The organism is Psychrobacter glacincola (assembly GCF_904846075.1).
Taxonomy (GTDB): Bacteria; Pseudomonadota; Gammaproteobacteria; order Pseudomonadales; family Moraxellaceae; genus Psychrobacter; species Psychrobacter glacincola_C.
Genome location: NZ_CAJGZH010000001.1, coordinates 1,236,363 through 1,249,011 on the forward strand (window position 1 = coordinate 1,236,363; position 12,649 = coordinate 1,249,011).

11 protein-coding genes and 2 tRNA genes are annotated in these 12,649 nt (G+C 41.7%); 6 read left to right on the top strand and 7 right to left on the bottom strand.

The window, feature by feature from the left end; translation table 11 throughout:
- Positions 1-61: 61 nt before the first annotated feature.
- From JMW85_RS05280 to JMW85_RS05305, 6 genes are all read left to right on the top strand, one after another.
- Positions 62-2,314 carry a CvpA family protein gene (locus JMW85_RS05280; RefSeq protein ID WP_201581133.1) on the top strand — a complete coding sequence of 751 codons (2,253 nt, stop codon included), beginning with the start codon at positions 62-64 and terminating at the stop codon, positions 2,312-2,314.
- 79 nt (positions 2,315-2,393) lie between these two features.
- The gene (locus tag JMW85_RS05285; protein ID WP_193009433.1) at positions 2,394-3,548 is read left to right on the top strand and encodes a DUF6708 domain-containing protein; all 1,155 of its coding nucleotides are present in this window, start codon (positions 2,394-2,396) and stop codon (positions 3,546-3,548) included.
- A 59-nt stretch (positions 3,549-3,607) separates the two neighbouring features.
- The gene (locus JMW85_RS05290; RefSeq protein WP_157908384.1) at positions 3,608-3,790 is read left to right on the top strand and encodes a hypothetical protein; all 183 of its coding nucleotides are present in this window, start codon (positions 3,608-3,610) and stop codon (positions 3,788-3,790) included.
- Between the two features lie 31 nt (positions 3,791-3,821).
- A complete protein-coding gene (locus JMW85_RS05295; RefSeq protein ID WP_193009432.1) occupies positions 3,822-4,133 on the top strand; it encodes a transposase in 312 nt (103 codons plus the stop codon).
- A gap of 213 nt (positions 4,134-4,346) precedes the next feature.
- Entirely contained in the window at positions 4,347-4,709 is a 363-nt protein-coding gene (locus tag JMW85_RS05300) for an integrase core domain-containing protein (RefSeq protein WP_193009431.1), read from the top strand.
- 179 nt (positions 4,710-4,888) lie between these two features.
- A complete protein-coding gene (locus JMW85_RS05305) occupies positions 4,889-5,299 on the top strand; it encodes a hypothetical protein (RefSeq protein ID WP_201581134.1) in 411 nt (136 codons plus the stop codon).
- A 41-nt stretch (positions 5,300-5,340) separates the two neighbouring features.
- On the opposite strand, the gene JMW85_RS05310 is transcribed toward JMW85_RS05305, so the two are convergent.
- The 7 genes from JMW85_RS05310 to JMW85_RS05340 form a co-directional block, all read right to left on the bottom strand.
- Positions 5,341-6,555, bottom strand: coding sequence for an IS256 family transposase (locus JMW85_RS05310; RefSeq protein ID WP_087813552.1), 1,215 nt, complete (start codon positions 6,553-6,555; stop codon positions 5,341-5,343).
- Positions 6,556-6,699: 144 nt separating this feature from the next.
- Positions 6,700-8,064, bottom strand: coding sequence for a tyrosine-type recombinase/integrase (locus JMW85_RS05315; RefSeq protein WP_201566905.1), 1,365 nt, complete (start codon positions 8,062-8,064; stop codon positions 6,700-6,702).
- Positions 8,065-8,228: 164 nt separating this feature from the next.
- Positions 8,229-8,315, bottom strand: a tRNA-Leu gene (locus JMW85_RS05320).
- A gap of 123 nt (positions 8,316-8,438) precedes the next feature.
- Positions 8,439-8,512, bottom strand: a tRNA-Cys gene (locus tag JMW85_RS05325).
- 168 nt (positions 8,513-8,680) lie between these two features.
- A complete protein-coding gene (locus tag JMW85_RS14530) occupies positions 8,681-8,914 on the bottom strand; it encodes an MSC_0623 family F1-like ATPase-associated protein (protein WP_227681690.1) in 234 nt (77 codons plus the stop codon).
- Entirely contained in the window at positions 8,911-10,008 is a 1,098-nt protein-coding gene (locus JMW85_RS05335; protein ID WP_201581136.1) for a formate dehydrogenase accessory sulfurtransferase FdhD, read from the bottom strand. Before JMW85_RS05335 ends, JMW85_RS14530 begins: the two co-directional genes overlap by 4 nt.
- 85 nt (positions 10,009-10,093) lie before the next feature.
- The gene (locus JMW85_RS05340) at positions 10,094-12,466 is read right to left on the bottom strand and encodes an FdhF/YdeP family oxidoreductase (protein WP_201581137.1); all 2,373 of its coding nucleotides are present in this window, start codon (positions 12,464-12,466) and stop codon (positions 10,094-10,096) included.
- Positions 12,467-12,649 lie beyond the last annotated feature (183 nt).

Here is a 12,649-nt window from a genome sequence, read left to right on the forward strand (position 1 = left end):
TGATAAAGATTTAGAACTTACTGCTAGTCTAACGTTGACAGCTGGCGAACGAAGTCAAATAATGATTGAAGCGGAAAAGCAGGCAAATAAAGTTTGGACAAAAGAGTATGAGAAGCTTTACAGAAAGCAACAAATGAATGAATTTTTAAATAGTGTGACTGTTAAAGAAATAGAGAAAAATTTTAAGGAAGTAGCAACATATATTCTTAGAGCTCATAATGAGCTCATTAAAAACGACAGTACTTTAAAAGATCAGATGCAGTATAACTTTGATACCAGTGATGTGGTTAGCGGTATGTCATATACCGAGACAGTTTTAGAATGCATAGGGGTTACGGTAAATGATTCTGAATCTATTAAACTATACGCTGATTTAATGACTAAAGACATTAATGATCAGCAAAGCTACCTACTCCGCGCTCTAGTTTTTAATTATCAAAATTGTATCGATGCAGTTACTACAGAAGGTAATAAGAATCTTAATTGGGAAAACTTAGATTTTGGCGCTTCTGGTATTGCGATGAGCAACGTACTCGAAGCGTCATGGTCCTCATTATTAGGAACCCGTGCTGGCAAACACACTGATGATATCTTAAAAAAATCAAAGATTATTCAACAATCTGTTGAACAATTAAGTGCGCCATTATTGAAAGTAATTAGTCAAGAAGCAAGTAGCATTACTATATCTCAAACTATGTATGCAATAGGGTTGCATTTTGATGCTCCGATCATGCAACTGAGATTTGCAGGGACTAAAAAACAAGCTATTGCAGGACTGACAGATGTACTACTCACGCAAACGAGTGTAAACTCAAAAACGAGCGCGCAAAAGTATGCTCGTCTAATGATGCACCAATTAAAAGTTTTAGATGGTGTAGATTTAAACGCTAATATAACTGGCACAACATTAGTGCTAGATACAAAAGAAGCAAATTCAGTCTTCAAAACTATAAGCAACAATCGTACACCTACACGAGCAGCGGCAATTGACCGTTTGCAAGCGCTAGAAACATCAGCTAAAAGTGGTCATATAGGCGCTTTGTCAGATCTCAAAACAGCTCAAGCACGTTTAAGGCGCTATCAGAATGCTGTCGATATTGCCTCAAATGAGTTCGTTAAGATAATAGAACCGCGAATAGCAGCAGATAGCATATCGAACAAACTAGCTACGGGTGGTACATTGGTGCAGGCTATAGCCTGTATGAGCTTGGCTGCTGGTATTTATAGTAGTTCTACAGAGCAAGGACTACAAAAAGCAATGGTATCTGAGAGCGGTGCAAAGCTTATTGCTGGTATCGGTTTTTTATATGGCGGAATATTAGATCAACGCGTTGCTATACAAGGTATAAAAGTTAAAAATCCAGCACTTTCAGCGGCCACAAAAGAGTCTCTTACTCAATCTATTAGTAAAAACGCTTGGTGGGCAAAAAGACTTAATATAGGCGCTGCTGTTATATTCTCTGGCTTTGATTTTTACCATGCCTATGATGAAGCTGCAAATAAAGGCAATGCAATAATGTCAGGACTATATTTTGTGTCTGGAGTTTCAGGTATTGGTGCAGTAGTAGCAGTCGGTTTAAAAGGCGGTGTAATACTATTCGGTGCTAGTATCAGCTGGACAGGTATAGGCGTGGTATTATTTGTTATTGCTATTGGTGTTGGATTTTTAATCGCTAGATTCACTTTGTCACCGCTTCAAGAATGGATACAGAACAGTATTTGGGGCAGCGATAGCCTACGGTTATCTCATGCAGCAGATATAGCAGCGTATAAAGCAGCCATTGAAAGTATAGCAGCAACATCCGATGATAATGATCAATCAACCAGCAGTGGCTCAGATACTAGCAATAGCTCTGTGAATTCAACAAACAATCAAAAAGCTACATCTAACTCTAGTACTGATATACCTGATTATCAATATTTTGAAGCTGACAAGCCACTTGACTATAAAGATATTGAGTATGAACCTGTTGAGTATAGTCCTGAAGTAAAGCAAGAGCTTGATATGGCGAGACAACGACTTGATAGAGACAATGCCAATGCCGAACCTTTAGATATGAACGATTTTTATAAGCCTACTATAGATTATGACCCAGTAGACTTTGATGATTATGATTACCAAATCACAGGTACTTCACCAATACAACAATCTAAAGAAGCATTTAGCATAGATTTCAAAAAAGGTGACCGAACTGAACTTGTCATGAAACAAAACAAATCCCTGCCAATTAATGATCAAAAAGCAGAAGAAAAAGCTCGAAGACTAAAAAAATTACGACGTCAATTAGACGCGTTAGAAAAAAATAAAAACTAATAGTTATTTTAGTTTTCATCATGCTTTGATTATAACCTTTATAAATGTAACTACATGATTGATAAGTTGAGACTATATTATGTTTATTGATCTAACAGGTCGCTCGAAAAATAAAACTTATAATACTATAGGCCAACCCTATAAAGAAGAGTATAAGGTATATCCATTATATCAAGATAAGCGCTATGGACTACCACTGCGACCACAGCGAACAGTAGTGCAGTTTAACAGTACTTATATGGAGCTAGTTGATCGATGGGAGTCTGAACGTGGTGAAATAACACACATCCAAGGTGCTGCATTTTTATTAGGAACTTTTGGGTGTGCCGTAGGACTTTCCATTACTTATTTAGTATACTCAGATGATGGATTAAGTATTGCTTTTTTAGGCATCCTTATTACTACAGTAATCTGTTTTGGAATACTCTGGTTTGTTATTCGACTTCTCAGCCGCGAGCTATTTACCTATACCTATTTTCCTGTTCGCTTTAATCGCAAAAACGGTAAAGTCTATGTTATTGGTGCGAATAAACAAGTGGAAACCTACGACTGGAATAAACTAAAAATTCATATGCAGAATGATATCAACACTCCTTGGGATATTCGCTGCTGTGATGTAGATGACAGCGGCATTATTCAGCGCACCTTTAGTCTACCTTTTATACATACCAGCCCAAACGAGTTTTTAAAACATCATTTTGATTTTGTAAACGCCTATATGAACAGCAAGACCAATAAAGACATCAAGCATGTAGCGGATAGTATCAGACATGTCTTTCCTATTCATAAGCGTAAAGAAACTGTTAAAGAGAGCATTGAGCGTAGTCGCTTTGAATTTTATAACAGATGGGAGGATATGGAGTATCCTGAAACTAGTCTCGATATTGATCTGCATTACATAGCTGCAACACCTTTTTGGTTATTAAAACTACTGGGACGTCGCCTAGCCGTATTAACATCAACCACCCCGCACTTTCCTTTTGAGATAGAAGCCGAGTGTGACATAGACCCCAAGGACAAGTTTGACTTAAATAAAAACCCGCCCAATCCGCCAAGGCGAGAGTACAGCTTACTAGAAAAAGCGGGTATTGGCGTGCTACTTATCGTTGGTTCTATCATTGGCTTGTCTGTCTTTGCCTTGTTTATCGATATCATGGGCGCAGCAAGACCGCATGGCGATTATCCGAGCTTCTTTAAGATGCTGTGGGATTGGCTATTGTTTCGGTGGATTTAATTACATTAGCCTTTGCCATTCAATAGCAACTTTGACTCAAATAGGTAGAAACAGCATAAATGTTTATTGATCTAACGGGACGTTCAAAGAACAAAACCTATAACACTATAGGTCAGCCTTATAAAAAAGAGTATGAAGCCTACCGCTTATATCAGCAACAGAATTACGGATTACCACTACGTCCACAGCGTACGGTAGTACAGTTCAACTGTAGTGGCATAATAAAATTGGACAGCTGCTAAGAGGTTATACTAACCTAAAGAGGAAAACAGTATGACCAACAAGCGCAATCAATATACCCGAGAATTCAAATTAGAAGCCATCAGCTTAGTCGTTGAACACAAACGTAAAATACCCGATGTGGCAAGCTCACTGGGCGTTGGCAAATCCACCTTGCAGAAATGGCTGACTCAGTACCGTCAAGAAATAAATGGCGAAGCACCTAAAGTCGGCAACGCCTTAACAGATGAGCAGCGAGAGCTCCAAGAACTGCGTAAACAGGTTAAACGGCTGACTATGGAGCGCGATATACTAAAAAAGGCTTCTGCTCTGCTGGCCTTGGACAGCCTGAACGGCTATCGTTAATCAGTCAGCTTGCAGAGCAAGACAAGCAGGTCAATAAAAGCCTTCTGTGCAAGCTGTTTGGCGTGATGAAGAGCAGTTACTACTATGGACTAAAGCCGCCGCCCATCTGCTTGGAAATCGTCAAGTACAAGGCACTAATTCGTCAAATATTTAACGATTCAAAGCACTCAATCAGATTCCCCTGATAGCGTATTGACCGCTAAAGCACTACAAATGGCGTATCAGACGCGCTTAAAGCCAAGTGGCGTGTTGTTTCACTCTGATCAAGGCACTCATTACACCAGTAAGATATTCGCTGAATCCGTGGTCAGTTGTAATGGCATGACGCAAAGTATGAGCCGTCGCGGAAATTGTTGGGACAATGCCCCAACAGAACGATTCTTTAGAAGCTTTAAGACAGAATGGATGCCAAAGGGCGGTTATGAGGATATTACTGAAGCTAAGATCGCCATCAGTAATTATATTTGGGGCTATTATCAAACCGTGAGACCGCATACTTTCAATAATTATTTAACACCAGCTGAAAAAGAGAAACGCTATTTTAATAAAAACCTCTTATCAGCTGTCCTAAATTAGTTGACCACTACAATCTTTCTCTTGGTACTACAGGCAATGAAGGGATTGCTGTATTGGGGACAGGTGAAAGATATGGTAGTAGTTTTCCTAGCCTATGGAGCGTTTCACAAACTAGTAACTATAAGTGGGTTGTTCAATACGGAGATCCGCCTAGCAACGCATACACGTGTATCGGAGGATTGTACCCTCTAATTGTTAACAACTTAAAATATGGCGAAAACAATCAATACAGTCGTCAACTTGTTAATTCTGTTCCGGGAGGTGAGCCATTAGCACGTCATAAGCAGTTCCTTACGCAAAGAAGTTCTGCTAGATTTGCAGCATTAAATATCGCAAAAAATAAAGGTAAGGCAGGATTTGGAATACTGTTGGACGGTAGTGTTGTAGTGATTGTTGAACAGGATGATGCAGCTAAATTAACATATTATGAGTTTCGAGACTTGTTTGTAGAACGTAACTGTATTCATGCAATGGGATGTGAGGGTAGTGACTCGGTTTTTTTATACTATGACAACACTTGGGATGTAAGCGCTAGTTTCATAAAAAATAATACTCAAACCTCTGGACTAGGATTTAGAATTGATGGATAGCTATAAAAAAGAGACCATCCCAAATTCTGTGTAACTGCCATTTAGATTAAATGCTTACTAATACGATCATCAAACATAATCATAAAGCGATTTAAAGCAGACGTCCAGTTACGAATGGGCATAGACCACTTTTTGGATGCCTGCTGAGTTGCTAAATAGACCACTTTAAATGCAGCCTGATCAGAGGGGAACACCTTACGCTTATTCACCGCCGTCCGAATCACACTGTTTAGCGACTCTATCGCATTGGTGGTATAAACCGCTTTTCTGATGTCTTTAGGGTAGCCAAAGAACACCGTTAAGCCCTCCCAGTTATTGCGCCAAGACTTAACCACGTGCGGGTATTTCTCGCCCCACACCTCATCAAAGTGCTCAAGATTGGCCTCTGCCATCTCAAGCGTATCAGCGCCATAGATGGCCTTTAAATCAGCCGCTACGGCCTTCTTATCCGTCCATGGTACAAACTTCATGGAGTAACGCACCATATGCACGATACACAGCTGAACCTGAGCGTTGGGATAAACGGTGTTGATAGCATCGGGGAAGCCCTTTAAGCCGTCGACACAAGCGATTAAGATGTCTTGTACTCCGCGGTCTTGTAGCTCAGTGAGAACGCCCAGCCAGAACTTAGCGCCCTCATTCTCTGATAACCACATACCAAGCAGCTCTTTTTTACCGTTAAGAGCAACACCTAGCGCTAGATAGATAGCCTTGTTGATGATCTGCTTGTCTTGACGTATCTTCACGACGATGCAGTCCAAATAGACGATAGGATAGATGCTGCTCAGTGGCCTGTTCTGCCATGCGGTGATGTCATCTAAGAGGTTATCCGTGACTCTTGAGACAAGAGAGCTTGATATATCAACGTCGTAGATGTCTTTGATGGTTTCGACAATTTCAGTGGTGGTTTGACCCTTGGCATAAAACATGATTATTTTATCATCAAGGCCACTGATACGGGTTTGATGCTTACGCACTAACGCAGGTTCAAAGTCACCATCACGGTCTCTTGGGGTGGAGATCTCAAGCGCGCCGCTATCACTGCGGACGGTCTTTCTAGTATGTCCGTTGCGCTTGTTTGGCTTATCCGCCTTTTCATGCTTGGGGTAGCCAAGATGGTCTTCCATCTCAGCTTCAAGGGCAGTGTCGATAAACGACTGCATGAGCTGCTTCTGGAAGTCTTTGATATCATCAAAGCTGTTCATGCTGCTGGCCATTTGCTCGGCCAGTTTTTTAATGTCAGATTGAGTAGTCATTGCTTATTCTCCGGTTAGTGGATTATAAGCAGTTACACAAAGTTTGGGAAACTCCCGATAGGACTCACACCTTTCTTAATGTAAGGCTATTAGCTTACAATCAGTTTTTAGTAAATATTATATTGCTCAATATTTTTTTAAATTTTAGCCGGAGACTTTACGGCTAAGTAATCCAAGCACTTTGTCCTCACCAAGCTGATCAATTAATGCTTGTAGCTGCGCGGTAGAGTCAGCTTTGGTTTGCGCATCCGCTCTAAACTTTGCCGTATCTCTACCTTCTCGCAAAGCATCTAAATAATCAGCCCACTTCTGCATCATATCACTACGATCGTCAATGTATTCGAATCGACCATATGCCGTGCCATTAGGATCTTTGGTTGTATGACCCAAAGCCATCTCAACAAGCACGAGAGGATACTTTAATTGCTCTTGTAAGATGGTTTTCGCTGTAGCTCTAAAGCCGTGAGCACAATGAATGTCTTTGTAGCCCAAATCTTTTAAACGCTTATTCGCTGTCGCATCAGAGATGATCTGATGCTTTTTTGCTGTCTCACTGTAGAAGACAAATTTAGTATGACCATTGATTTGCTGCTGCTCACGCAAAATAGCTACTGCTTGACGAGGTAGGGGCACGACCATGTCCTTGACCATATTTACCTTGCCTTGGCCTTTTAAAGGCTTTAACCGCCACCTACCAGCTTCCAGATCTAAGTCAGCCCAGCGCATACGGCGTAGATCACCATTACGCACAAAGAGTAATGCTAATAGCCTAAGGGAATTGATAGTGTTTGGATCACCTTCTATAGTCTCGATATCACGTAGCAGCTTAGCTAATTCTTTAGGCTTAGTGATCGCAGGACGATGACCATAGCTCGATTTAGCCAATTGGCTTTTGATCAAGGCAGCTGGATTGCTACTACAGAAGCCGCGAGCACCAGCATAGACAAATACGTCGCTAGCGATACCTGCACAGCGTTCAGCCTTATCTGTGGGTTTGCCAGCTTTATTTAATGAGTTAGCTTGAATGTCTAACAGGACTTCAAGCATTTTAGGAGAGGTGATCTCGCTGATTGGCTCGTCACCAATATATTTGCATATAAGATCAAGACGACCTTTCTTACGAATGAGGGTATTGCTCTTCTGAGTTTGATCTAGACCGTCAAAGTACTCCCATGCAAAATGATTAAAAGAGTTTTTAGTTTTACTAATAATGCTTTTCTTTATTTCTTCACGATGGAGTTTTGGGTCAATACCTTTGCTTAACAGATCTTCATACTCACGCCAAACTTCACAGGCACGAGCATACGAGATACTCGGATATATACCGATGGAGATAATACTTTGTTTGGGGTTTGAAGGTGGGTAGTAGCGATACATCCATGATTTGGTTTCAGTAGGACGCACCATTAAGAAGAGTTTGGGATGATTTTTGACAGCAACGAAGTACTTCTTATCTTCAGGTTTATGACTGCTAATGCTTCGGTCTGAACTAATCGCTTTTCTTTCCATATCCTAGGTCTCCATGAGTAGACTCAAAACTCGGTATACTTGACAGTATACTCAAAGTGCATGGATTAGGATAGATTCATAGGACAGTATAGAACGCCAGATACAACAAAGCCCCTGATATCAGGGGCTTTAGCTGTTCTATAAGATAGTATAGGACTATGTAATGGTACCCGGAGCCGGACTTGAACCGGCACGCTATTACTAGCGAGGGATTTTAAATCCCTTGTGTCTACCAATTTCACCACCCGGGCAAAACTTGTATTATCTAAAAGTAAGCTTTCTACTTGTTAGATAGTGGTCGCTATTATAAGCATTTATATTAATAAAGCAAGCTAAAATTAATATAATATGAATAAAATTTTAACCTAAATAATTGGAGGCTGAGGTCGGAATCGAACCGGCGTTAACGGAGTTGCAGTCCGCTGCATGACCACTCTGCCACCCAGCCAATCAAGGACGCCTATATTAGCAAATATAATTTAAATTACAAGTTATTTTTTAGCTAAATGCGAATTATCTACTTAATTCTTCTTATTTGACCATAAATTAATGACTATTCAAAGTATGAAGAGGTCAAATTAAGCCATTATCAAGCTTAAAAGTCAGAGATGGTTCGTCAAAAAACATCATAACCATCGAATATAATGTACGAAATAATATCTTGATTATTTCGTTGTGTGTTTGATAAAACGAGATAGGGAATAGATAGTGTTTTAGAAAAGCTTTGATTGTGATAAAAGGAGATAATGTATGATCGAAAAAATAGGGTTATATGTCTGTCATTAAGGCGCTGCAAATGAGAGTTTATGAATGAGTGTGCTTCATGAGAGAGTCGAGCATAAAACTTTATAGGTCTGAATAATTCGAATAGTAAGTGACTCTTTTATCACGCAAAAAACCCGCTAATCCTAAGCCATAACGCTCAGCGACACGCACTGCCGTACTGGTAGGTGCAGACATACCGACTAGCCAAGGGATGCACCCACGAATCGATTTTTGTACCAGCTCAATCGATAGGCGTGAGGTCATAAGGACGCAGCTAATCTCTACTTTATTACGCAGTTGCCAACCGATCAGCTTATCAAGCGCATTATGGCGCCCTACATCTTCGAATAGGTATAGCTGCTGATTATACATCGTCGCAGCGGCGTGTACGGCACCGGTCAATTGGTGCGTATGCTGCATGGCATCGACTTGCTGGCGTATTGCTAATAGATAGTCAAGACTTGGTGTATTTGTCTTTTGTCTGTTTTGACGATAGATACTCAAGTCAGGCAGTGCTTGTGTTAGCCCTGTGATGCCGCACATACCACAACCTGTACGCCCTGCTAGCTGACGTTTTTGCGCTTGGATACGCTGATGACAACGCTGGTTTAGTACTAGCTCCACCACATAAATGTCATAATCTTGCAGTGACGATAAGCTTTGTTCAAATGCTGCAGATTCTAAACTTTCATCCGTAGCATCTCTTATAAATCGTTTCTTTATAAATGAGTCTTGCGTGAATTGTTGATAATTTTCGATATCATTCAGTTGGGTAACTTCCCAATCAAGCAGCTCATGACTATGTTGAATTAAGCCTTCGCTAAACAAAAATCCGACGGCTAAATACTCTAGCTGATGAGGGCTTGCCATCAATACCGCATAGTGAATACCATTGATAACGATAGCAACCGCAGCTTCCACTGCTAAGCTCGCTGATTGGCAATCGATACTGATTTGCTGCATAGGGGTCTGTGCAATATTGGTCTTAGCAACACGGGTCTCAATAATGTTGTTAGGGTTATATTTATCTGTCAGATAATGATGCTTTTGTGCCCAATGATTACGTGCAAGCGGCGTTGCAGATGATTTTAGAGTTTCTGATGTCTTATTTGTTAGAGTGTTTATCAAAAAACTATCGCTATATTTTGCGTCAGTTTCAGTATCACTTTGGGCAATCATAATACCTCGTTATATCCTATGGTCATTGCCAAAGTTATCATTTCTTTTAAATATATGCATCATTCAATGCTCCGCCCGTTGCTGACTATGCATGATCGGTCGTACCAGCATTTGCCTCAACGCGTTGCAAAACAACGGTCGTCGATTTATACGCTGGTATGTGAGAGTCTGGTGCATGCGTGTCTAAATCAAATAAATCATTACATTCAGGATAATAAGTTGCGACAGCGTTAGCGGCGATATCCATCTCAGTCAATACTAACGGCCCTAGCGTGCGTGGCTGAACGGTACCGCCTGTGTTATTTGAACCATTTGAGGTGGTATGACGGGATACCATTACTCGGTCACCTGCTTGCCAACCCAAACGAGTCATTTCATCTGGGTGCATAAATAACACATCACGGCGATTGGTTTGGCGATAGCGATCTTCAAATCCGAAAATCATGGTATTAAATTGGTCATGGCTACGGACACTGGTCAATTGCCAAATTTTTTGTTCATTGTTTTGTGCACTATTAATATTATCATTAGGTTTTTTGTCATGGTGAAAGGCTAAGGTGGTCTCTGCCATTTGTGCTGCGACGTAGGTGATAGGGTATTGTGGTACTTCAAATTGCGCTTTGCCACTATCAGTATTCCATACACGATGACGCGCAGAATGGTATAAATGAAAGCCACGCTCGGTTTCGCGAATACGCTGATTAAAGTCTTCAAAACCGCCAATCGCTTGGGCGATATAATCACGAACGATGTCAAAGTCTTCACTCATTGCTTGCCAAGGAATGGACGAATCAGCACCAAGCACATGAGTGGCGATATCTGCCACAATTTGTGCTTCAGATTTCAACGTATCGCTGACGGGTTTCAGGTTGCCTCGAGTGGGTACAATCTGACACATGGAATCTTCGATAGTGGCAAATTGCTCACCTTTGGCAGTGATAATACGTTCGGTACGACCTAAGCAAGGCAGAATAAGATTGTTCGCGCCCGGATACAGCATAGTTTCATTAAGTTTAGTACCGACAAAAATATTGAGCTGAGTGGTGGTTAAAGCGTGTTGAATTGCACTGGTATCAGGTGCTGCCACGGCATAATTACCGCCCATACTCATAAAGACCTTAAGCTTACCAGCAATCAATGCTTTCGCACCAGAGACCACATCAAAGCCATTTTTTTGTGGCATCGGACGTTCAAACACACGCTCAAGGTTGTCTAGTAGCTTTTGTGCAGGGCGCTCATGGATGCCCATGGTACGGTCGCCCTGTACGTTAGAGTGACCACGAACGGGAGACGCGCCTGCGCCATCAATACCAATCATCCCCATCAATAATAATAGGTTGGTAATCATCGCTACATTGTCATCGCCTTGGACGTGCTGAGTGACGCCCATCCCCCACGTGCAAATGGTCGCAGGACTCGCCGCTACCAGTTTTGCTATATTAATGATTTCCTCTTTACTGATACCAGACCCACGTTCCACATCCGGCCATGATTGTTGGCGCAGCCAAGCGTCGAGTGCCTCATATCCTGAGGTATGTTCATCGATAAAGCTCTGATCGATTTTATTGTTTTTAGTCAGCCACTTAGCGATACCGGTTAAGAGTGCTGCATCGCCGCCGATCTGAATTTGAATGACCTCATCGACCATCTCATCACTTTGACCTGCCGCCATATGCATGGGCTTTTGCGGATTTCTAAATTTACGTAAGCCTTGTTCGCGCATAGGGTTGATTGAGAGGATCCGACAGCCTTGCTCGTGAGCATGAGCAAGCATTTCAAGCATGCGTGGATGATTGGTCGCAGGATTTTGTCCAAACATCAATATCAGTTTGGCTTGCTCAAAGTCTTCCAGTTTCACGGTCGCTTTGCCAATACCCAACTGTCTACCGAGCATTACCGACGTTGGTTCGTGACACATATTGGAGCAATCTGGTAAATTATTGGTGCCAAAACAGCGCACAAACAGCTGATACATAAAGGCGGGCTCGTTGGTCACACGGCCTGAGGTATAAAATAGCGCCTCATCTGGCGAATCAAGCTGTCCCAACTGCTCAGCGATACATGTATAAGCGGCTTCCCAAGAGATTGGTAAGTAGCGGTCTTGCGCAGCATCATAATATACAGGCTCTGACAAACGACCACTATGCTCAAGCTCATAGCCCGACCAGCCTTGTAGTTCGGTGACGCTATGTCGCGCAAAAAACTGCGCATCGGCTTTTTTTGTCATGGTCTCACTGGCGATGACTTTGATGCCGTTTTCACAGACATCAATGGCTTTATGTGACTTATGATCTGGCCAAGCGCAGCCCGGACAGTCGAATCCGCCCTTAGGTTGGTTGCTTTTTAGCACACTTATGCTACCCCGTAAAAAAGTCTGATAATCCATCAGCTTACGAGTAGAAGAAATCAGCGCAGGCCAACCGGCAGCAGGGTGGGAGTAGACAGGAATTTTGCGCATGACAGACCTCATAGTAAATGGCGGTAGCGGACTTTGATATACAGCAACTATTTTGATATACAGCAACTATATAGTGACGAGCGAGAAGTTTGTAGAAGCATTAACTATAGGTAACAAAAAAACCTTTAAGAAAAATGCATTTTCTTAAAGGTTTATCGTGTCAATGCTCACTCACAAGCGAGC

What these genes read in the sequence shown, in the direction of transcription:
- JMW85_RS05280 (WP_201581133.1), top strand. Translation starts at nt 62, where the DNA reads ATGATTGAAGCGGAAAAGCAGGCAAATAAAGTTTGGACAAAAGAGTAT.
- JMW85_RS05285 (WP_193009433.1), top strand. Translation starts at nt 2,394, where the DNA reads ATGTTTATTGATCTAACAGGTCGCTCGAAAAATAAAACTTATAATACT.
- JMW85_RS05290 (WP_157908384.1), top strand. Translation starts at nt 3,608, where the DNA reads ATGTTTATTGATCTAACGGGACGTTCAAAGAACAAAACCTATAACACT.
- JMW85_RS05295 (WP_193009432.1), top strand. Translation starts at nt 3,822, where the DNA reads ATGACCAACAAGCGCAATCAATATACCCGAGAATTCAAATTAGAAGCC.
- JMW85_RS05300 (WP_193009431.1), top strand. Translation starts at nt 4,347, where the DNA reads ATGGCGTATCAGACGCGCTTAAAGCCAAGTGGCGTGTTGTTTCACTCT.
- JMW85_RS05310 (WP_087813552.1), bottom strand. Translation starts at nt 6,555, where the DNA reads ATGACTACTCAATCTGACATTAAAAAACTGGCCGAGCAAATGGCCAGC.
- JMW85_RS05315 (WP_201566905.1), bottom strand. Translation starts at nt 8,064, where the DNA reads ATGGAAAGAAAAGCGATTAGTTCAGACCGAAGCATTAGCAGTCATAAA.
- JMW85_RS05335 (WP_201581136.1), bottom strand. Translation starts at nt 10,008, where the DNA reads ATGATTGCCCAAAGTGATACTGAAACTGACGCAAAATATAGCGATAGT.
- JMW85_RS05340 (WP_201581137.1), bottom strand. Translation starts at nt 12,466, where the DNA reads ATGCGCAAAATTCCTGTCTACTCCCACCCTGCTGCCGGTTGGCCTGCG.